Below are 19,191 nucleotides of genomic sequence, written 5' to 3'. Positions count from 1 at the left end.
TGGGACGCAACGGGCCCGACACCGTCCGGACGGCCCCCCGTTCGCCCGTCCCGTCGCCGTAGCGGGGGCCCGTCCGTCCCGTCGCGTCGCGGCTACCGGCAGCCGCAGGACGCCAGCGCCGTCGCCGTGTGGTCGAGGGCGGACCGCGCGGCGAACGGATTGGGCGGGTTCGCCTCGTCGGACGTCATGAAGGCGAAGGCGAGGAGGCGGCCGTCCGCGTCGACGACCGTTCCGGCGAGGGTGTTCACGCCCGTCAGGGTGCCGGTCTTGGCGCGGACGACGCCGGTGGCCGTGGGGGCGTCGGCGTACCGGGTGCTGAGCGTGCCGGTGAAGCCGGCGATGGGCAGGCCGGTGAGGACCGTACGGAGTTCGGGGTGGTCCGGGTCCCCGGCCGCGGCCAGCAGGGCGGTGAGCAGGTCGGCGGAGAGCTTGTCGGCGCGGTTCAGGCCGCTGCCGTCCGCGAAGTGCGCGCCGGTGAGCGGCAGTCCGAGCTTCTTCAGCCGGGCGTGGATCGCCTTCGCGTCGCCGTCGAAGCTGGGGTCGGCGCCGGTGGCGAGGGCGACCTGGCGGGCCAGTGCCTCGGCGATGTCGTTGTCGCTGTTGGTCAGCATGCGCTCGACGAGGGCGGACAGCGGCGGCGAGGAGACGGACGCGAGGGCCTTCGAGCGGCCCGTCGCCTTCGAGAGGCCCGGTGAGGTCGTGTCGATGCCGCGGTCGTGGAGCAGGTCACCGAATCTGCGCGCCGCGTCGGCCGCCGGGTCCTGGGCGCGTGCGGCCGTACCGCTCGTGGTGTCGTCCAGGCGGCCCTCGTCGACCATCAGGGGGGTCACCTCGGCGATGTTCTCGTTGACCCCGATGGGGTGAAGTACGGGGCCGGTGTAGAGCGAGGTGTCGTAGGAGAGCGTCACGTGGTTCATGTGCCGGGACTTCAGCGCGGCGGCCGTCCGGTCGGCGAGGGTGCGCAGGCTCGCCCAGCCGTCGGTGACCTTGCGGGCGGTCAGTGTCGGGTCGCCGCCGCCGACCAGCACGACCTCCCTGGTGTCGGGCTCCAGGACCGTACGCGTGGTGATGCGGTGGTCGGGTCCGGGTGCCGTGAGGGCGGCGACGGCGGTGGCGATCTTCGTGGTGGAGGCCGGGGTCTGGACCTCGTCGGCGCCCTTGCCGTAGAGCCGCTTGCCGGTTGCCACGTCGACGACGACGGCGGTGCGCCGGGCGCCGAGGACGGAGTCGTCGAGCAGGGGGTCGAGGACGCTCTTGAGGGCCTTCCCGGCGGGGGCGGGCACGGTTCCCGTGGAGCGGCTCAGCCCGGCCAGGACGGAGGCGGCACTGGGGGCGGGCCTGGGTGCCGTCGCGGCGGCACCGGCCGCGCCCGCGTGATCTGCGCCACCCTCGGGTGCCCGCGATGTGGCCCAGTCGCGCTCCGCCGTACGCTGACCGCTGGAGTCCCAGGGGCCGGCCACGGTCACCGCACCGGCCGCGAGCGCCAGGCCCACGGTGGCGGCGACCGCTGTGAGCTGGGGTGTCGTGAATCGCACGGCACCGGGCCGCACCGCTCGGGTGACCCGCGCCACATGCGGTTTCACCGTCCGCGCGACCCGCACCAGATGCGGTCTCGCGGTCCGCCAAGCCCTCAGCTCTGGCACGACCACCAGCCCCTTTCGCGATCACCCACCTGCGTGAGGGACACTTAACCACCAGAACTATGTGCTGATCATGGAGGAGCCACCGGTGGAGTTCGACGTCACGATCGAGATTCCGAAGGGTTCACGGAACAAGTACGAGGTGGACCACGAGACCGGTCGGATCCGTCTGGACCGTCGACTCTTCACCTCGACCAGCTACCCGGCCGACTACGGCTTCGTCGAGAACACCCTCGGCGAGGACGGCGACCCGCTGGACGCCCTGGTCATCCTGGACGAGCCGACGTTCCCCGGCTGCCTCATCCAGTGCCGCACGATCGGCATGTTCCGGATGACGGACGAGGCCGGCGGCGACGACAAGCTGCTGTGCGTCCCGGCGCACGACCCGCGTGTGGAGCACCTGCGCGACATCCACCACGTGTCGGAGTTCGACCGCCTGGAGATCCAGCACTTCTTCGAGGTCTACAAGGACCTCGAGCCCGGCAAGTCCGTCGAGGGCGCCGACTGGGTCGGCCGCACGGACGCGGAGGCCGAGGTCGAGCGTTCCTACAAGCGCTTCAAGGAGTCGGGCGGTCACTGACCTGCCGTGGGCGGCCCCGGCCGCCCCGATTCCGAACGGGCCGTGCGATCCCCCTGGGGGCCGCGCGGCCCGTTCGCGTATCCGTACGCATACTGAGGCATACGGAGGTTAGAAGAAGATCCACAGGCAGGCGAAAGGCGAGGCGGGAGTTGGTGGCGGACCCGGAAGCGGAAGACCGCAAGCCGCAGTCGGACGAGGCGAGGAGCGCCTTCAGTCCGCCTGCCGGTCTCGCGGCGCCGGGATCGGCGACGGTGGACGACGAGTCGTCGACCACCTCGGAGTTCGCCCTCCCCAAGGGACTCGACGTCGCACAGGCGCCGGAGCCCGAGCAGGAGGGTTCGGCGTTCAGCCTCCCTGCCACCTACAGCGCGCGGCAGGCCCCGCCCGCCTTCACCCCGCCGAACGGCATCCCCGCGGTCAGTCTGACCAAGGACGCCCCCTGGCAGGACCGGATGCGCACGATGCTGCGCATGCCGGTGACCGAGCGGCCCGCGCCCGAGCCCGTCCACAAGGGGGACGAGTCGGGGCCCGCCGTTCCGCGCGTGCTCGACCTGACGCTGAGGATCGGCGAACTGCTCCTCGCGGGCGGTGAGGGCGCCGAGGACGTGGAGACGGCGATGTTCGCGGTCTGCCGCTCCTACGGCCTCGACCGCTGCGAGCCGACCGTCACCTTCACGCTGCTGTCGATCTCGCACCAGCCGTCCCTGGTGGACGACCCGGTGACGGCGTCACGGACGGTCCGCCGCCGGGGCACCGACTACACCCGCCTGTCGGCCGTGTACCGGCTCGTGGACGATCTCAGCGACCCGGAGACCGCGATCTCCCTGGAGGAGGCCTACGGGCGCCTCGCGGAGATGCGCCGCAACCGGCACCCGTACCCCGGATGGGCGCTCACGGCGTCCGGCGGGCTGCTGGCCGGTGCGGCCTCCGTGCTCGTCGGCGGTGACGCGATCGTGTTCGTCGCGGCGGCGCTCGGCGCGATGCTCGGCGACCGGCTCGCGTGGCTGTGCGCCGGACGCGGACTGCCGGAGTTCTACCAGTTCACCGTCGCCGCCATGCCGCCCGCCGCGATAGGGGTGGCGCTCACGGTCGCGCACGTCGACGTGAAGGCGTCCGCCGTGATCACCGGTGGGCTCTTCGCCCTGCTGCCGGGGCGGGCGCTCGTCGCGGGCGTGCAGGACGGTCTGACCGGCTTCTACATCACCGCGTCCGCGCGCCTGCTCGAAGTCATGTACTTCTTCGTCGGTATCGTCGCCGGCGTCCTGGTCGTGCTCTATTTCGGCGTGAAGCTGGGCGCCGAGCTGAACCCGGACGCCGCGCTGAACATCTCCGAACGGCCGCTGCTGCAGATCGCCGCGTCCATGCTGCTGTCGCTGACCTTCGCGGTCCTGCTCCAGCAGGAACGGTCCACCGTGCTGGCGGTGACCCTCAACGGCGGTGTGGCCTGGTCGGTGTACGGGGCGATGCGCTACGCGGGCGACATCTCGCCGGTGGCATCCACGGCCGTCGCGGCGGGCCTGGTCGGACTCTTCGGGCAACTGCTGTCGCGCTACCGGTTCGCCTCGGCGCTGCCGTACACGACGGCCGCGATCGGGCCCCTGCTGCCCGGTTCGGCCACCTACTTCGGGCTGCTGTCGATCGCGCAGAACAACGTGGACAAGGGGCTGGTCTCGCTCACCAAGGCGGCGGCCCTCGCGATGGCCATCGCGATCGGCGTGAACCTCGGATCGGAGATCTCGCGGCTCTTCCTGCGGCTGCCGGGCGGCTCCGCCGGCGGCCGTCGGGCCGCCAAGCGGACGCGCGGATTCTGAGGTCCGGGGCTGCCGCGAGGGCTGCCGGGCGGCCTCAGTTCTGGCCGTTCCCCTGGCCGTAGGGGTACTGCTCCGAGCCGTACTGCTGCTGGGAGGGGTCCTGCGGGTACGGCCTGCGCCTGCCCTGACGCGGGTCGTAGCCCTGCTGGGGCTGCTGGGACTGCTGGGACTGCTGAGGCTGTCCCTGGTCGTAGCCCTGCTGGTAGCCCTGGTCGTACTGCTGCTGGTCGTAGCCGCCCTGTCCCTGGCCGTACTGCTGCTGGTGCGGCTCCTGGTACTGCTGCTGCTGCGGGTAGCCGTAGGCCTGGTTCTGGTGCTGGCTCGCGTAGGGGTCCTGGCCCTGGTGGCCGTACGGGTCGTGGCCCTGGCCCTGGTGGCCGTACGAACCGTCGTGGCCGTTGTCCCCGTACGCCCGGCCCTGACTCTGGTAGCCGTACTGGTCCTGGCCCTCCTGGACCGGCGGCACGCGCAGCGGCCGGGTCGCGTCGTCCATGACGGGCGCGGCGGGGTGGGTGTGGGCGGCCGGCTGCTCCTGCGGCGGGTTCTTCCTGGCCTTGGACCGGGCGCGCAGGAACTCGATGGCGATCGGGACGACCGACACGAGGACGATCAGGATGAGGATCGCCTCGATGTTCTTGTTCACGAACTCGATGTTGCCGAGCCAGGAACCGAGCAGGGTGACACCCGCTCCCCACAGGACGCCGCCGATCACGTTGAACGTGATGAAGGAGCGGTACTTCATACCGCTGACGCCGGCGATGATCGGCGTGAACGTGCGCACGATCGGCACGAAGCGGGCCAGCACCAGGGACTTGGGCCCGTACTTCTCGAAGAACTCGTGGGCCTTCACCACGTTCTCCTGCTTGAACAGGCGGGAGTCCGGGCGGGTGAACAGGGAGGGACCGACCTTCTTGCCGAAGAGGTAGCCCGCCTGGTCGCCGAGGATCGCGGCGACGCAGATCAACAGGATCGCCGCCCACAGCGGGAAGTCCAGGGTGCCCGCCGTGATCAGCAGACCGCAGGTGAACAGCAGCGAGTCGCCCGGCAGGAAGAAGCCGATGAGCAGACCGGACTCGGCGAAGACGATGAGCAGCAGGCCCCAGATGCCGAAGTTGTCCAGGAGCGTGTTCGGATCCAGCCAGCTTGGACCTAGGGCAAGCGTCGTCACGGTTCCGGGCTCCTGAGGGGTGAAGGGAGGTGCGGCGGTCCTGTTCGGCCGACCAAAGCTATCAACGCAATGGGTCCATCCCAGGTTCCACCCGTGGCTCCAGGATGCACTGTGCGCCGACTGGGACAAAGCTGTGAGCCATGGGCATCGAAGAATACGGAGGCGGCCAGGGTCCCCAGTCGGACATTCTGGTCGTGACGACGAACGACGTACCCGGCTACCGCGTCGAGCGGGTCATCGGTGAGGTCTTCGGCCTCACCGTGCGCTCGCGTCATCTGGGCAGCCAGATCGGCGCGGGTCTGAAGTCGATGATCGGCGGTGAGCTCAAGGGGCTCACCAAGACGCTGGTCGAGACCAGGAACCAGGCCATGGAACGGCTCGTCGAGCAGGCACGCACGCGTGGCGGCAACGGCGTGCTGATGTTCCGCTTCGACGTGAGCGAGGCGGCGGACGTGGGCACGGAGGTGTGCGCGTACGGCACGGCCGTGGTCCTCGTGAAGGAGTAGCGCGAACAGCGGTACAGGTAACGCGAACGGCAGGTAGGGGTAAGGGGCGGCCGCCATGGACGGGCACCCCTTACCCCTCTGCCTACGGCCGGTCCGCGGCCGTGCGCGTGCGGCCGGTCCTCACCCGCCGGCCCGGGCCGCGTTCGCCGCGATCGCGGTCCTCAGGTGCTCGGCGAGCGCCGGCCGCATCGAGTCGTAGAACTCCTTGAACCGCTCGTCGGCGACGTACATCTCGCCGAGCCCCTGATGGATCTCGTAGGTGCAGTCGTAGAACCACCGGGTGATGTGCTGCCGGTGCTCCTCGGCCAGGTCCATGGCCCGCTCGCCGTCCGGCAGTTCACCGGCCTCCATGAGGGCGCCGTACCGCTCGCCCCAGGACGCCACCTCCGCCTGCATGCGTTTCCAGTCGTCCCTGGTGTAGCGGGCCGCGCGGCGCTGCGACTCGGCGTAGGTGTCCGTACCTCCCCAGCGGCGTTCGGCCTCCTCCGCGTGTGCCTCCGGGTCCTTGTCCCCGAAGACCTCGAACCGCTCCTCCGGCGTCAGGTCGATGCCCATCGTCCGTGCCTCCATGGCGTGCTCCACGGCCGCCGCCATCCTCTGCAGTCTCTCGATCCGGGCGGTCAGCAGGTCGTGCTGACGGCGCAGGTGTGTGCGCGGGTCGGCCTTCCCGGTGGCCTGATCGTCGAGCAGGGCGGCGACCTCGTCGAGCGGAAAGCCGAGCTCCCGGTAGAACAGGATCTGCTGCAGCCGGTCGAGGTCGGCGTCGCCGTAGCGCCGGTGCCCCGCCTGGCTGCGTCCGCCCGGTGCGAGCAGGCCGATCTCGTCGTAGTGGTGCAGCGTGCGCACCGTGATCCCGGCGAAACCGGCGACCTGGCCCACTGAGTAGCTCAACGTCCGCTCCTTCCTCGGTACGCGCTTCACGATGGGGCCTCACGCGACGTGAGGTGCAAGCCCCGGCCCGCCATCCGGTCCGGCCCCTCCCCCGTCACCCGCCCAACCGCCCGGGCCCGGCGACCGCTCGGGATGTTATGTCCGTTTCGCGCGCTTAGGGTGAGCCCGTGACCGACGAAGCGGCTCCCCCGGGGCCCGCCCCCTCCCGGGCGATGCGCGCACGCACCCTGCTGCCGCTGTTCCTCCCGGCCGTCGTCGTCGGCGCGGTCGCCAGTCTCCTCTTCGTGGGCGTGAGCGAGCTGGCCGACCAGCTCAAGGACGTGCTGTGGTCGACGCTTCCGGACGCGCTCGGCGTCGGCCGCTACTCCTCCCTGTGGATGATCGTCATGCTCACCGCCACCGGCATCCTGGTCGGCCTGGTCGTGTGGAAGGCGCCCGGACACGCGGGCCCCGACCCGGCGACCCTGGGGCTCCAGGCCTCCCCGATGGCCCTCGTCATCCTCCCGGGGCTCCTCGTGGCGACGGCGCTCATGCTGGCCGGCGGTCCGAGCCTCGGCCCGGAGAACCCGATCATCGCGGTCAACGTGGCGCTGGCGTTCTGGGCGGGCCGCAGGTTCGCGCCGACCGCCCCCGGCGAGCTGTGGGTGACCCTGGCCGAGGCCGCGACCATCGGCGCACTGTTCGGTACGCCGGTCGCGGCGGCGCTGGTCATCTCCGAGGCGCTCGCCGGACGCCAGGTGAAGGGCATGCTGTGGGACAACCTCTTCGCCCCGCTGACGGCGGCGTCGGTGGGCTCGATGACCACGGCGCTGATCGGCCATCCGAGCTTCGACCTGGATCTGCCCCCGCTCGGTGATCCCGGCTGGGCGGACGTCCTGTCCGCACTGGTGATCGCCTCCGCCGCGGCGGTGCTGGGCATGGCCTCGGTCTACGTCTTCCCCTACGTCCACAAGGTCTTCTCGCACTTGCGTCACCCCATGGTGGCGCTCCCCGTCGGCGGGCTCGTCCTCGGCCTGCTGGGCTGTCTGGGCGGCTCGCTGACGCTGTTCAAGGGCCTGGACCAGGTCGCCGCGCTGGCCAAGGACCCGGACGGCTACTCGGCGGGCCGGCTCGCGCTGATGACCGTGGTGAAGCTGGCCGCGCTGGTGATCGCGGCCGGCTCCGGTTTCCGCGGCGGCCGCATCTTCCCGGCCGTCTTCGCCGGCGCCGCGTTCGGGCTGTGCGCCCACGGTCTCGTGCCCTCGGTCCCGGCCTCGCTGGGCCTGGCCGCCGGAGTGCTGGGCATGCTCCTCGCGATCACCCGGCAGGGCTGGGTGAGCCTGTTCACGGCCGCCGTCCTGGTGTCCTCGCCCTCGATCATCGCCCTCCTGTGCATCGCCTCCCTGCCGGCCTGGCTGCTGGTGACCGGCCGGCCCCAGATGCAGCTGCGCAAGGACGGGACCGCGATCCGATGACCCGATCCGTGAACCGCGGGAGTGCCCGCATCCGATGAATGAAGGGGACGCTCCGTCCCACAGAACGATGGGAGAAGCCCATGCCGCTCCACAAGGGCCACCAGGCACACGAGGAAAGCCCGATGTCCGTCAACCCGTTCTACGGGGAGACCAACCCGGTCAGCGGCATGGTCGAGGCGCCGCCGAAGCACCGCCTCCCCGACGGCCCGCTACCGCCCACCACGGCGCTGCAGATCGTGCACGACGAGCTGATGCTGGACGGGAACTCCCGGCTGAACCTGGCCACCTTCGTCACCACCTGGATGGAACCGCAGGCGGGGATGCTGATGGCGGAATGCCGCGACAAGAACATGATCGACAAGGACGAGTACCCGCGCACGGCCGAGCTGGAGCGGCGTTGCGTGGCGATGCTCGCCGAGCTGTGGCACGCGCCCGATCCGTCGACGGCGGTGGGCTGTTCGACGACCGGGTCGAGCGAGGCGTGCATGCTCGCCGGCATGGCGCTGAAGCGGCGCTGGGCGCAGCGCAACGCCGACCGCTACCCCGGCGCGCGGCCCAACCTGGTGATGGGCGTGAACGTCCAGGTCTGCTGGGACAAGTTCTGCAACTTCTGGGAGGTCGAGGCACGCCAGGTCCCCATGGAGGGCGACCGGTTCCATATCGACCCCCAGGCGGCGGCCGAGCTGTGCGACGAGAACACCATCGGGGTGGTCGGCATCCTCGGCTCCACCTTCGACGGGTCGTACGAGCCGATCCAGGAGCTGTGCGCGGCGCTGGACGCGCTCCAGGAACGCACGGGCCTCGACATCCCGGTCCATGTCGACGGCGCGTCCGGCGCGATGGTCGCGCCCTTCATCGACGAGGACCTCATCTGGGACTTCCGGCTGCCCCGGGTGGCGTCGATCAACACCTCGGGCCACAAGTACGGCCTGGTGTACCCGGGTGTCGGCTGGGCGCTGTGGCGGACCCCCGAGGACCTGCCCGAGGAGCTGGTCTTCCGGGTGAACTACCTGGGCGGTGACATGCCGACCTTCGCGCTCAACTTCTCGCGCCCCGGAGCGCAGGTCGTCGCGCAGTACTACACGTTCCTGCGGCTCGGCCGCGAGGGCTACCGGACGGTGCAGCAGACGACCCGGGACGTGGCACGGGGTCTGGCCGAACGGGTCGACTGCCTGGGCGACTTCCGGCTCATCACCCGGGGGGACGAGCTGCCGGTGTTCGCCTTCACGACGGCGCCCGACATCACCTCGTACGACGTGTTCGACGTGTCCCGGCGGATGCGTGAGAGCGGCTGGCTGATCCCGGCTTACACGTTCCCCGAGAACCGGCAGGACCTGTCGGTGCTGCGTGTCGTGTGCCGCAACGGCTTCACCTCCGACCTGGCCGAGCTGTTCATCGACGACCTGAAGCGGCTGCTGCCCGAACTGCGCGGCCAGTCCCACCCATTGATCCGCGACAAGAGCGCGGCGACGAGCTTCCACCACTAGGGCCTGCGATCGGGCTCACCGGCCGGGCAGCCGTGGCGGGTCAGCGGGCGTCCTCCGGGTGCCGTTCGCCCGTCGCGTACGGGTTCTCCTCGCCCTCCGCGAGGATCCCGAGGAACGGCGCGCCCTCCCCGGCGAAGGTGTACGCGCCGGCCTCGACGCGGGCGATCAGACCGCGGGTCCACGTCGCGTCGGCGTCGGCGGAGTGGACCCACAGATTCATGATCTCGCCGATGTGGCCGAGCTGTTCCGGGCCGTCCTCGGGCACGTAGTGCTCGGTGACCGCCGCCCGCCACTCCTCGATCTTCCCGACGCGCTCCTTCAGGAGGGCCACGGCCTCCTCGCGCGGGAGGTCGACCATGAAGCCGATGCCCGCCGACCGCACGTCCATCTTCTGGTCGTACGCCGTCAGGGACGCGCGCAGCAGCGCCAGGAACTCCTCGGTGCCGCTGTCCGTGATCTCGTACTCGGTGCGGGGCGGGCCGCCGGCCGTGGACGGCGCGATCTCGTGGGCGTGCAGCAGTCCCTGCTTGGCCATCTGCTTGAGCGCGTGGTAGATCGAGCCGGGCTTGGCGTTGGACCACTCGTGCGCGCCCCAGTACTCCAGGTCGTTGCGCACCTGATAGCCGTGGGCCCGCCCGTGCTGGCGCACCGCGCCGAGCACGAGGAGACGGATCGCTGACATGCCGCCCAGCCTAAGGCGGGCGGGCGTGTCAGCCCCAGGAGGTGCCCTGCTCCTGTGCGACCAGTTCGAAGGCCGTCTTCCCGTCCAGGGACTCGCGGATGATGTCGGCGTGACCTGCGTGACGGGCCGTCTCGCGGATCAGGTGGAGAGCGACCCAGCGCATCGAGACGCGGCCGTCGGGCGGGAACCAGGGGTCGTTCGGGAGCGCGAAGGTGGCGTCGAGGCTCGGCACCGAGCGCAGGAACGCGTCGGTCTCGGCGGCGACCTTCTCCCAGTACGCGAGCTGGGAGGCGACGGTCTCGCCCTCGCCCAGGACGAAGCACTCGTGCCAGTTCGACTCGTCCCGCCGCACGGCGGGCGCCTCGCCCCGGGCGCGGGCGATCCACCCCTGCTCGACCTCGGCGACATGCTTGAGCAGCCCGGACAGGGACAGTTCGCTCGCGCTCGGCCGGCTCGCGGCCTGCTCCTCGGAGAGCCCGAGCAGCGCCCGGCGGACACCGCCCCGCTGCTCCTCGATGAAGGCGAGCAGCGCCCCCCGCTCGTCGCCCTGCTCCTCTGCTCGCACATGCGTGACCATGACCGGCCCCTCTCGTCCCATCGGGTCCTCTTGCCTGACACCGATGAACGCTACGGGCCCTTGCGGTCAGGTTCTGTCCGCAAGGGCCCGGGTGCGTGAGATGGAACGAGGACGGCTTCGGCGGCCGCGAGGACGCCCCGGTCCGGCTGTCAGAAGGGGAAGCGGCTGCGGCCGTGCTGCACGGAGATCCACTTCGTGGTGGTGAACGCGTCGACCGTCGTCTCGCCGTTCAGGCGGCCGATGCCGGAGTGCTTCTCGCCGCCGAAGGGGACGAGGGGTTCGTCGTGGACGGTGCCGTCGTTGACGTGGAACATGCCGGTGTCGATCTGCTTGGCGAAGTTCACGCCGCGCTCGACGTCGGCGGTGTGGACGGCGCCGGACAGCCCGTACGGGGTGTCGTTGACGAGGCGGACGGCCTCCTCCTCGCCGTCGAAGGGAACGAGGAAGACGACCGGCCCGAAGACCTCCTGCCGGAGCAGCGCGGAGTCGGCGGGCAGGCCGGTCAGGACGGAGGGCTCGACCAGGTTGTCCGTGGTCGTGCCGTGCACCAGGGCGGTGGCGCCCTCCGCGATCGCCTGCTCGACGGTGCCCGACAGGGCGTCCGCCTGCGAGGAGTTGATGACGGGGCCGATCACCGTCTGCGGGTCGCTCGGGTCACCGACCTTCAGGGTCCGCACCTTGGCGACGAACTTCTCGGTGAACTCGGCCTCGACGGAGCGGTCCACGAGGACACGGTTCGCCGCCATGCAGACCTGGCCCTGGTGGACGTAGCGGCTGAAGACCGCCGCGTCGACCGCGTAGTCGATGTCCGCGTCGTCCAGCACCACCAGGGCGCTGTTGCCGCCCAGTTCGAGGACCGAGCGCTTGAAGTTCGCGGCGCAGACCGTGGCGACGTGCCGGCCGACCTTGTCGGAGCCGGTGAAGGAGATGACCTTCGGCACCGGGTGCTCGATGAAGGCGTCGCCTATCTCGGCTATGTCGGTGATGACGACGTTCAGCAGGCCGCCCGGCAGCCCCGCGTCCTCGAAGATCTTCGCGACCAGGGAGCCGCCGACGATCGGCGTGTTCTGGTGCGGCTTGAGGACCACGCCGTTGCCGAGCGCGAGGGCCGGGGCGACGGACTTGACCGACAGCAGGAAGGGGAAGTTGAAGGGGCTGATGACGCCCACGACGCCCACCGGTACGCGGTAGAGGCGGTTCTCCTTGCCGTCGACCGGCGAGGGGATGATCTTGCCCTCGGGACGCAGCGCCAGCTGGACCGACTCGCGCAGGAACTCCCGGACGAGGTGCAACTCGAACGCGGCCTTGAGGCGGGTGCCGCCCAGCTCCGCGATGATCACCTCGGTGATCTCGGCCTCACGCTCGTCGATGAGGGCGAGGGCCTTCTCGAAGACGGCACGGCGCGCGTACGGGTTGGTGGCGCCCCATTCCTTCTGGGCGCGCTCGGCGGCACGGTAGGCGTCGTCGATCTCCTCCACCGTGGCGATGGTGATCGAGGCCAGCTTCTCGCCGTCGTACGGGTTGAAGTCGATGATGTCCCAGGAGCCGGTGCCCGGGCGCCACTCGCCGTCGATGTACTGCTGGGCCAGGTCGGTGAAGTAGGACGACATGCGCTCCCTCAATCCCTGTGCTGCCGAGGCAGGCTCCTGACCCGGGGCAGCGGACATCCGATCACGGTCTGATCACACGTCATCGTACTTGTGTTTCAAGGGAGTTGAAGGTGACCTGGCAAGTCCGTGGCCCCGATCAGGAGAGCTGGAGAAGACCCCTCAGCAGATCGCGGCTCTCGGACGGCCCGGGGCTGTCCTGCTGCAGCTGCTTGAGCGCGCTCTCGTACTGCGTGACGTCCTCGCGCTTGTCCAGGTAGAGCGCGCTGGTCAGCTGCTCCAGGTAGACGACGTCCGAGAGGTCGGACTCCGGGAAGCTGAGGAGGGTGAAGGAGCCGCTCTCGCCGGAGTGCCCGCCGAAGCTGAACGGCATGACCTGGAGCCGGACGTTGGGCTTCTCCGAGACCTCGATCAGGTGCTGGAGCTGTCCGCGCATCACCTCGCGGTCGCCGTACGGGCGGCGGAGCGCCGCCTCGTCGAGGACGATGTGGAACTCCGGGGCGTTCTCGGCGACGAGGTACTTCTGCCGTTCCAGACGCAGCGCGACGCGGCGGTCGACGTCGGCGGCGGAGGCGCCCTTCATGCCGCGCCGGACGACCGCGTGGGCGTACGCCTCGGTCTGCAACAGGCCGTGCACGAACTGGACTTCGTAGACACGGATCAGGTGGGCGGCGCCTTCGAGGCCCACATAGGTGGGGAACCAGCTCGGCAGGACGTCGGAGTAACTGTGCCACCAGCCCGCGACGTTGGCCTCCTTGGCGAGCGAGACCAGGGAGGTGCGCTCCGCCTCGTCGGTGATGCCGTAGAGCGTCAGCAGATCCTCGACGTCGCGCGTCTTGAAGCTCACCCGTCCCAACTCCATGCGGCTGATCTTCGATTCGGAGGCGCGGATCGAATAGCCGGCCGCTTCACGGGTGATGCCACGCGCCTCACGCAGGCGCCGCAGATGTGACCCCAGCAGCATGCGCCGCACCACCGAGCCGCTCGACTCACCAGCGCTCACGTTCGTCCGCCTCCCCAACCGTCTTCCAGACGCCGCAGTCTGCCACTAAAACACTTCAAGCAGTACTCGTTCGGTTACGGAAACGGAAAGGAGCCAACGGAGGCGTGCATTAACAGATCAACAGAGCGTCAACAACGGGAATAAGACGCCAGAAAAAATGCACAGGAACCAGGAGAGGAAGGTCCAATCCGGGCGCGTGCACGTGCATCTGCCCTTGCATCTGCTGTGCGCATTCGGAACCATGGTCCCCGCGCCACCGCTGCATCGCAACGACCGCGAACACCCGGGAGTGCCTCGCATGGGGACGAATGGATCGACCATGCTCGAACCCTTACGGCAGGGACTTCCGCCTCTCGATCCCGCGGCCGTGTGCAGCGCAGCTTCGTGCGCTCTGCCCGCCCGCTTCGAAGCGGTCCGCGAGGCGCGGCAGTTCACCCGCAGGACGCTGGACCAGTGGGACATCGGCGAGCGGTTCGACGACGTCTGCCTGGTCGTCTCCGAACTCGTCACCAACGCGCTGCGCCACGCCCTGCCCTCGGACACCCCGCGTGTCGACCAAGGGCCCCCCGTGCGGCTGCACTTGATGCGCTGGACCTCACGACTGGTGTGCGCGGTGCGCGACCCCAGTCACGAGAGCCCGGTCGCCGGCGACTCGGACGACTTCTCCGCCGAGTCGGGCCGCGGCCTGTTCCTCGTCGACTCGTTCGCCGACGGCTGGGGCTGGCACCCGCTCGCCGGGACGCTCAGCGGCAAGGTGGTCTGGGCACTGTTCCGGCTGCCGCCGCAGCCTGCACCCGCCGCTCCCCCCTGTACGTGAAGAACCGCGGCGCCTTCTGGCGCCGCGGTTCTACGCGCGTCACGGAACGCTGCGTGACGATTAGCCTCGGTCGATACCGGCCCTCCCGTGGCCGGCCCGTGCCGTGCGCCCCGCGATCACATCCGTCATCCGGCGATCAGATGGTCGAACTCGCCGTCCTTGATGCCCAGGAGCATCGCTTCTATCTCGGCGCGGGTGTAGACGAGCGCGGGCCCCTCGGGGAACCGCGAGTTCCGCACCGCGACGTCGCCGCCGGGCAGCCGCGCGAACTCCACGCAGGAACCCTGCGAGTTGCTGTGCCTGCTCTTCTGCCAGGCCACACCGTCGAGTTCGGTCGCGGCCATGCCGTTGTACACGTCGTCAGCCATGCCGTTGTACACGTCATCCAGGTCGAACACGTCGTGGTCCACAGGTCGCTCCCCGGTCGTGCAGTGGCTGAGGTGGCCATAGATGCAGTGGTCAACTGACTCGGATCATAGCTCTGTTCATGTGCAGATGCATGGGCAGATGCACGTGCACGGGGGGTGGTCCTGCGGTTACAGCTTCCGCCGGTTTTTGACTACCGACTGTGGTGCCGACCGCTACTGCCTGCGGCCCGTCCGAGCACGGACCGGACTACATCCGGTCCAGCGCATTCCCCAGAGCCCGCATCACATGCGACCTCCAGCCCCCGTCCATGATCTTGCGCGCCATCATCTGTGCGGGATCGTCCGGATCGAATCCCTCGTGTACTAGGAAGAGACGCGTGCCGCGCCCTTCCTGTTCCAGTGTCCATGTGATGGTCCAGTGGACAGTGCCGGAGGCATCCGCGTCGGCCCACCGGACGCTCAGCATCCGCTCCGGCTCGAAGGCGAGAACGCGCACGTCGACGGTGCCGGAGAAGTTCGTATGGGGGCGCGGGACGGACGTCAGCGTGTACCGGTGGCCGACTTCGAGCCGGAAGCCCTCCGATCCCGGCATCTGCCAACGCGCCAGCAGTTCCGGCTCGGTGAGGGCGCGCCAGACCTTCGCCGGCGGATGCGGCAGGAACTGGTCGACGCGGATCGTCGTGAGGTCATCATCCGGAACGTGGTTCATGTCCCGGCATCGTCGCCCATGCGGTCCAGGAGATCACCGAGGCCCCTGAGCCGGTCGCGCCAGAACCGCTCGTACGGATGGAGCCAGTCCTGGACGTCGGCCAGCGGGGCGGCCTCCAGCCGGTAGATGCGCTGCCGGCCCGCGCGCTCCTCGGACACGAGGCCCGCCTCCCGGAGCACCCGGAGGTGTTCCGAGAGGCTCGGGCGCCGCATGGCGAAGTGGTCGGCCAGCGCCTGGACGGGCTGGGGACCGCGCTCCCGCAGCAGACGGAGCACCTCACGCCGGGTGCCGTTGGCGAGCGCGGCGAAGAGCAGGTCCTCGCCGGCGCCGGACGGCGAGGCGGCGGAAGGCGAGGCCCCGGCGCCGGGCGCGGCGAGGGCGGGCGGGGCGGTGACGGGGGCCGAGGCGACCGAAGGGGAGGCCCCGGTGCCGGGCGGGGCGGGGGCGGGGGCCGAGGCGACAGCGGAAGTGGCGCCGGGCGTGGCCGTGCCCGCCGGTCGGCCGCCGCCGGGTTCCGTCGCCCGGCCCGGACCGGTCACAGCTCCGCTCCGGTCACCGTCATGGCGCGCTCCGCACCTTTCTTCTACGAGGCCGTGTCGAGGGCCTTCTCCGTGATCAGCATCAGACCGTTGCCATCCGGGTCGCGGAACGAGGCCATGCGGCCCCAGGGGAGGTCGTCGGGACCCTCCACCGCCACCCCGGCGGCGACGAGCCGAGCGCAGTCGGCGTCGACGTCGCTCGTGACCAACATGATCCCCCGGCTCCCGCCCGGCGTGAAACCGCCCATGCCCGGACCCGAGAGCGTGAAGACCGTCTGCGCCCCCGCGGGCGCCACCTGCAGCCAGCGGCCGGGCGGCATCTCCAGGTCGGCGGCGACCTCGAAGCCGAGGACGTCCGTGTAGAAGCGCAGGGCCCGGTCCTGGTCGGCGACGGGCAGCGTGACGAAGGAGGCGTGGGTGATGTTCATGGATCCAGGATAGGTAGGGAATTTCCTACCCGTCAACCGTAGGAAATCTCCTACCTGTGACATCCGGCGGCGGACTCCGGGAACCCTCGGACCGTCCTGGTAACTTGCGGCCGTTCAGGCGACGCGGCATCCGACCCACCTTTGGGGGCTTCAGTGACTACGGCGACCTTCCCGTTCCGCCGGGCACGGCTCACGGCCTCGGCCGCGGGTCTCGCGGCGGGGCTCGCGCTGACCGGCTGCGGCGGCGGCGACGGCGGCTCCGACGACACACCGACGAGCGCCGGCACGTCCGCCACGGCGGGCACCGGTACGGACGACGGCGGCACCGGCGGCGACTCCGGCGGCACGTCCTCCGCGGGCGGCGACCTGTCGGGCAGCTGGCTGACCACGGCGGGGGGCAAGGCCGTCGTGCTGATGGTCAACGGCAAGCAGGCCGGCCTCTTCGCGACCGGCGGCACCATGTGCAGCGGCACCACCGCCGAGAAGTCCGGCACGCGGACGATCCGTCTCGCCTGCACGGACGGCAGCAAGGACCGCGCCGTCGGCACGGTCGACTCCGTCAGCGGCAGCACCCTGCACGTCACTTGGCGGGGCGCGCTCGGCAAGGAGACGTACACGAAGAGCCAGGGCGGCAAGCTGCCCACGGGCCTGCCGACGGCGAGCCTCGGGCTGGGGTCCTGATCGGGCCGGCTTCCGGCCCGACGCGGGGAGCGTGCGGCCCCGGCCGCGCGTCCGGTCGGTCCGGTTCGGTGGGCGGAGGGGCCGATTCGGTCGGCACCGGGGCGTACCGCGGGCAGAAACGGGCGATAACGGTCCCGGTCGGGTGAACGGTGAGGGGTGCGCGACATCGGCGGACCCACGTGCGTGATGATCCATGCACATCGTTCCGACCCCCAGGGGAACCCATGCGCGCTCTGCCCATCGCCGTCACCGTCCTCGCCGCCGCCCTCGCCCTGACCTCGTGCGACGACGGCGGCTCCAGCGGCTCCGGGAAGTCCGGCGACCCGGCCGGCTCCGCTTCCGCGACGAAGGCCGCCACCGCGGCCTGCGCGATCGGCGACGCCGGTCTCCAGGTCGGCCCCGCGAACGCCGCGACGGCCGCGGGGGACACGGGCAACATCCCGGTCACCCTCACCAACAAGGGCGCGCGCTGCACGCTGAAGGGTGTCCCCCGGCTCTCCGTGAAGGCGGCGGCCGGGAGTGCGGCGGAGATCGGCGCCGACGACTCCGCGCAGCCCGAGGAGCTGACCCTCGCCAAGGGCGACACCGCGTCCTTCACCATCACCTACGTGCGGGGCGCGGAGGGCGACGCGAAGACCCTCGCCGCCAAGACCCTGACGATCGGCTTCCCCGGCGCAGGCGCCACCCAGGACTTCCCGTGGTCCTACGGCCCGGTCGCGGGCAAGGGCTCGGCGAGCACGCCGAACGCGACCGTGACGCCGTTCCAGCACGCGGGCGACTGAGCGCGTACCGCTCTGCACCGCGCCCAGCCCCCGGCAGTCGAGCCCCCGCCGGCCGGTGGGGGCTCGTCGCGCAGTTCCCCGCGCCGCTCAACATCACCCCGGCACCCCCGGCAGTCGAGCCCCCGCCCGCCGGTGGGCGGGGGCGCGCAGTTCCCCGCGCCCCTCAACACCGCCCCGGCAACCCCGGCAGTCGAGCCCCCGTCCGCCGGTCGGGGCTCGTCGCGCAGTTCCCCGCGCCGCTCAACACCAACCGGCCCGCCGGTGGGGTCCCCGCGGCCCTTGGGGGCGGGGTGCTCACCCGGGTCGGTCGGGCGTTCCCGGAAGGCGGCGCCGGTCGCCGACCTGGGCCCGGTCGGCCGCGGCGGCGCCCTCGTGCCAGCCGGCCTCGTCGGTGATTCCGCGCATCCGGGTCGTCACGGTCTGCGGGAACATCTCGTCCAGGTGGTTCGCCACCGCCACGTCGCGGGCCGCGAGCACCGGCAGCAACTCCCCCTCCGTGGCGGTCACCTGCCCCTCGGCTACCGACGCGAGCCGGTCCCCGATGCGGTACGCGTACGCCGCGAGGAACGACTGTCGGAAGGTCTTCGTCCGCTTGCGGCCGCCCGCCCGCTGGGCCGCCTCGGCCTTGGCCATCGCCCCCGTGGCCTGCACGAGGAGCGAGGTGTAGAGCAGTTCGACGGCCTCCAGGTCGGCTTCGAAGCCGACCACGGTCGAGAAACCGAGGGCGTCGTTCCACACGGCGCGGCAGCGGTTGGCCCCGGCCACCGCGTCCAGGAGCACCGCCTTGGCGGTCTCGTAGGGCGGCTCCACACCGATGCGGCAGGCGCCGGGTCCGTCCTTCGCGTGGGTCCGGGCCGCGAGCAGCGCCTCGTCGATGCTGTGCCGGGCCATCAGCTCCTGCGCCTTGGCGCTCAGCGCCTCCGCCTCCTCCGGGAAGCCGGTCGCCTCCGCCTTGGCGAGGAGGGCGCGGATGCGGCCGAGCATGCGCGTCTCGCGCGGGGCGGAGGCGGGGGCCGCCGCGTGCGGTGTCTCCAGCGGCTCGATGGACGGCAGGCGCAGGAGCAGGCGGCACAGCTCCAGGGCCGCGGTGGCGTGGGAGAAGCGGTCGGCGCGGACGGCGTGCGGCGTGGTGCCCAGCTCGTCGAGCTGCGCGGCCCAGCGCGCGCCCCGGGGTGAGCGGTCGCCGTCCTGCTCTTGGAGGATCAGGGACGTGACCAGGCGTACGTGAAGGTCGTCCAGATCGCGCCGCACGAGCCGTACGACGTCGGCGGGCTGCCAACCGCGCCGCCAGGCCGCCGTGACGAACTCTCGCCCCCGCCGGGCGAGTTCGGCGTCGGAGGCCGGGTCGGCGGCGAGCAGGGAGGCGCCGGTGTCGAGGGCCGCCTCGGAGTCGGCGTAGAGGGCGGCCTCGAAGGCGCGCTCCACGGTGCTGGACGTACTCATCCCCCGATCGTGTCACGG

At 71.0% G+C, this 19,191-nt stretch carries 20 protein-coding genes; 8 read left to right on the top strand and 12 right to left on the bottom strand.

From position 1 onward, the window contains the following. Positions 1-92: 92 nt before the first annotated feature. Complete coding sequence (gene dacB, locus ACIRQH_RS09485) at positions 93-1,649, bottom strand: D-alanyl-D-alanine carboxypeptidase/D-alanyl-D-alanine-endopeptidase (RefSeq protein WP_404224956.1); 1,557 nt, start codon at positions 1,647-1,649, stop codon at positions 93-95. Positions 1,650-1,728: 79 nt separating this feature from the next. On the opposite strand from dacB, the gene ACIRQH_RS09480 reads away from it, so the two are divergent. Both ACIRQH_RS09480 and ACIRQH_RS09475 read left to right on the top strand, forming a co-directional pair. After that, the gene (locus ACIRQH_RS09480; RefSeq protein WP_358815560.1) at positions 1,729-2,220 is read left to right on the top strand and encodes an inorganic diphosphatase; all 492 of its coding nucleotides are present in this window, start codon (positions 1,729-1,731) and stop codon (positions 2,218-2,220) included. A gap of 152 nt (positions 2,221-2,372) precedes the next feature. Beyond that, entirely contained in the window at positions 2,373-4,031 is a 1,659-nt protein-coding gene (locus ACIRQH_RS09475) for a threonine/serine exporter family protein (RefSeq protein ID WP_358815501.1), read from the top strand. A 34-nt stretch (positions 4,032-4,065) separates the two neighbouring features. Here ACIRQH_RS09475 and ACIRQH_RS09470 read toward each other — a convergent pair whose 3' ends face one another. Further along, positions 4,066-5,199 (bottom strand): DedA family protein, encoded by a 1,134-nt coding sequence (locus tag ACIRQH_RS09470; RefSeq protein WP_404224954.1) that lies wholly within the window; start codon positions 5,197-5,199, stop codon positions 4,066-4,068. Positions 5,200-5,339: 140 nt separating this feature from the next. Here ACIRQH_RS09470 and ACIRQH_RS09465 point away from each other — a divergent pair, with 140 nt between their 5' ends. Next, positions 5,340-5,705, top strand: a complete 366-nt coding sequence (locus ACIRQH_RS09465) for a YbjQ family protein (RefSeq protein ID WP_355878808.1) — start codon at positions 5,340-5,342, stop codon at positions 5,703-5,705. Positions 5,706-5,825: 120 nt separating this feature from the next. Here ACIRQH_RS09465 and ACIRQH_RS09460 read toward each other — a convergent pair whose 3' ends face one another. Continuing rightward, the gene (locus tag ACIRQH_RS09460) at positions 5,826-6,596 is read right to left on the bottom strand and encodes a MerR family transcriptional regulator (RefSeq protein ID WP_358815499.1); all 771 of its coding nucleotides are present in this window, start codon (positions 6,594-6,596) and stop codon (positions 5,826-5,828) included. A gap of 212 nt (positions 6,597-6,808) precedes the next feature. Here ACIRQH_RS09460 and ACIRQH_RS09455 point away from each other — a divergent pair, with 212 nt between their 5' ends. Together ACIRQH_RS09455 and ACIRQH_RS09450 are read left to right on the top strand one after the other, a co-directional pair. Further along, on the top strand, positions 6,809-8,050 hold the full coding sequence (locus ACIRQH_RS09455; protein ID WP_358815559.1) for an ion channel protein: 1,242 nt from the start codon (positions 6,809-6,811) through the stop codon (positions 8,048-8,050). Between the two features lie 80 nt (positions 8,051-8,130). Next, positions 8,131-9,537, top strand: a complete 1,407-nt coding sequence (locus ACIRQH_RS09450) for a glutamate decarboxylase (protein ID WP_358815498.1) — start codon at positions 8,131-8,133, stop codon at positions 9,535-9,537. Between the two features lie 40 nt (positions 9,538-9,577). On the opposite strand, the gene ACIRQH_RS09445 is transcribed toward ACIRQH_RS09450, so the two are convergent. The 4 genes from ACIRQH_RS09445 to ACIRQH_RS09430 all read right to left on the bottom strand — a co-directional run bounded on the left by ACIRQH_RS09445 (position 9,578) and on the right by ACIRQH_RS09430 (position 13,367). Then, positions 9,578-10,219, bottom strand: a complete 642-nt coding sequence (locus ACIRQH_RS09445; protein ID WP_358815497.1) for a PadR family transcriptional regulator — start codon at positions 10,217-10,219, stop codon at positions 9,578-9,580. A 28-nt stretch (positions 10,220-10,247) separates the two neighbouring features. Then, complete coding sequence (locus tag ACIRQH_RS09440) at positions 10,248-10,796, bottom strand: DinB family protein (RefSeq protein WP_358815558.1); 549 nt, start codon at positions 10,794-10,796, stop codon at positions 10,248-10,250. 149 nt (positions 10,797-10,945) lie between these two features. Then, the gene (locus tag ACIRQH_RS09435; RefSeq protein WP_358815496.1) at positions 10,946-12,406 is read right to left on the bottom strand and encodes an aldehyde dehydrogenase family protein; all 1,461 of its coding nucleotides are present in this window, start codon (positions 12,404-12,406) and stop codon (positions 10,946-10,948) included. A gap of 136 nt (positions 12,407-12,542) precedes the next feature. Next, positions 12,543-13,367 carry a helix-turn-helix transcriptional regulator gene (locus tag ACIRQH_RS09430; protein ID WP_358815557.1) on the bottom strand — a complete coding sequence of 275 codons (825 nt, stop codon included), beginning with the start codon at positions 13,365-13,367 and terminating at the stop codon, positions 12,543-12,545. Between the two features lie 337 nt (positions 13,368-13,704). Here ACIRQH_RS09430 and ACIRQH_RS09425 point away from each other — a divergent pair, with 337 nt between their 5' ends. Further along, positions 13,705-14,223, top strand: coding sequence for an ATP-binding protein (locus tag ACIRQH_RS09425; protein ID WP_358815495.1), 519 nt, complete (start codon positions 13,705-13,707; stop codon positions 14,221-14,223). 125 nt (positions 14,224-14,348) lie between these two features. Here ACIRQH_RS09425 and ACIRQH_RS09420 read toward each other — a convergent pair whose 3' ends face one another. From ACIRQH_RS09420 to ACIRQH_RS09405, 4 genes are all read right to left on the bottom strand, one after another. Then, on the bottom strand, positions 14,349-14,591 hold the full coding sequence (locus ACIRQH_RS09420; RefSeq protein ID WP_355878903.1) for a DUF397 domain-containing protein: 243 nt from the start codon (positions 14,589-14,591) through the stop codon (positions 14,349-14,351). 247 nt (positions 14,592-14,838) lie between these two features. Next, a complete protein-coding gene (locus ACIRQH_RS09415) occupies positions 14,839-15,300 on the bottom strand; it encodes an SRPBCC domain-containing protein (RefSeq protein WP_388930188.1) in 462 nt (153 codons plus the stop codon). Then, positions 15,297-15,614, bottom strand: coding sequence for an ArsR/SmtB family transcription factor (locus ACIRQH_RS09410; protein ID WP_388876172.1), 318 nt, complete (start codon positions 15,612-15,614; stop codon positions 15,297-15,299). The genes ACIRQH_RS09415 and ACIRQH_RS09410 overlap by 4 nt, the downstream gene beginning before the upstream one ends. A gap of 269 nt (positions 15,615-15,883) precedes the next feature. Then, entirely contained in the window at positions 15,884-16,267 is a 384-nt protein-coding gene (locus ACIRQH_RS09405) for a VOC family protein (RefSeq protein ID WP_388876059.1), read from the bottom strand. 153 nt (positions 16,268-16,420) lie between these two features. On the opposite strand from ACIRQH_RS09405, the gene ACIRQH_RS09400 reads away from it, so the two are divergent. Beyond that, the gene (locus tag ACIRQH_RS09400; RefSeq protein WP_404224950.1) at positions 16,421-16,948 is read left to right on the top strand and encodes a hypothetical protein; all 528 of its coding nucleotides are present in this window, start codon (positions 16,421-16,423) and stop codon (positions 16,946-16,948) included. A gap of 224 nt (positions 16,949-17,172) precedes the next feature. Next, positions 17,173-17,730 (top strand): DUF4232 domain-containing protein, encoded by a 558-nt coding sequence (locus ACIRQH_RS09395; protein ID WP_388876053.1) that lies wholly within the window; start codon positions 17,173-17,175, stop codon positions 17,728-17,730. A gap of 294 nt (positions 17,731-18,024) precedes the next feature. Here the strand turns inward: ACIRQH_RS09395 and ACIRQH_RS09390 are convergent, their stop codons facing one another. Continuing rightward, the gene (locus tag ACIRQH_RS09390; RefSeq protein ID WP_404224948.1) at positions 18,025-19,173 is read right to left on the bottom strand and encodes a DUF2786 domain-containing protein; all 1,149 of its coding nucleotides are present in this window, start codon (positions 19,171-19,173) and stop codon (positions 18,025-18,027) included. Between the last annotated feature and the right edge of the window lie 18 nt (positions 19,174-19,191).

It is taken from the genome of Streptomyces sp. NPDC102279 (assembly GCF_044766365.1).
Classification (GTDB): domain Bacteria; phylum Actinomycetota; class Actinomycetes; order Streptomycetales; family Streptomycetaceae; genus Streptomyces.
Note: the sequence above shows the minus strand (reverse complement) of the source record. Positions and strands in the feature narration are given on the sequence as shown.

Coding starts and splice junctions, on each gene's coding strand:
- ACIRQH_RS09390 (WP_404224948.1), bottom strand. CDS start 19,173: ATGAGTACGTCCAGCACCGTGGAGCGCGCCTTCGAGGCCGCCCTCTAC.
- ACIRQH_RS09465 (WP_355878808.1), top strand. CDS start 5,340: ATGGGCATCGAAGAATACGGAGGCGGCCAGGGTCCCCAGTCGGACATT.
- ACIRQH_RS09440 (WP_358815558.1), bottom strand. CDS start 10,796: ATGGTCACGCATGTGCGAGCAGAGGAGCAGGGCGACGAGCGGGGGGCG.
- ACIRQH_RS09445 (WP_358815497.1), bottom strand. CDS start 10,219: ATGTCAGCGATCCGTCTCCTCGTGCTCGGCGCGGTGCGCCAGCACGGG.
- ACIRQH_RS09405 (WP_388876059.1), bottom strand. CDS start 16,267: ATGAACATCACCCACGCCTCCTTCGTCACGCTGCCCGTCGCCGACCAG.
- ACIRQH_RS09430 (WP_358815557.1), bottom strand. CDS start 13,367: ATGCTGCTGGGGTCACATCTGCGGCGCCTGCGTGAGGCGCGTGGCATC.
- ACIRQH_RS09420 (WP_355878903.1), bottom strand. CDS start 14,591: ATGGCTGACGACGTGTACAACGGCATGGCCGCGACCGAACTCGACGGT.
- ACIRQH_RS09415 (WP_388930188.1), bottom strand. CDS start 15,300: ATGAACCACGTTCCGGATGATGACCTCACGACGATCCGCGTCGACCAG.
- ACIRQH_RS09450 (WP_358815498.1), top strand. CDS start 8,131: ATGCCGCTCCACAAGGGCCACCAGGCACACGAGGAAAGCCCGATGTCC.
- ACIRQH_RS09425 (WP_358815495.1), top strand. CDS start 13,705: ATGGGGACGAATGGATCGACCATGCTCGAACCCTTACGGCAGGGACTT.
- ACIRQH_RS09395 (WP_388876053.1), top strand. CDS start 17,173: ATGCGCGCTCTGCCCATCGCCGTCACCGTCCTCGCCGCCGCCCTCGCC.
- ACIRQH_RS09455 (WP_358815559.1), top strand. CDS start 6,809: ATGCGCGCACGCACCCTGCTGCCGCTGTTCCTCCCGGCCGTCGTCGTC.
- ACIRQH_RS09435 (WP_358815496.1), bottom strand. CDS start 12,406: ATGTCGTCCTACTTCACCGACCTGGCCCAGCAGTACATCGACGGCGAG.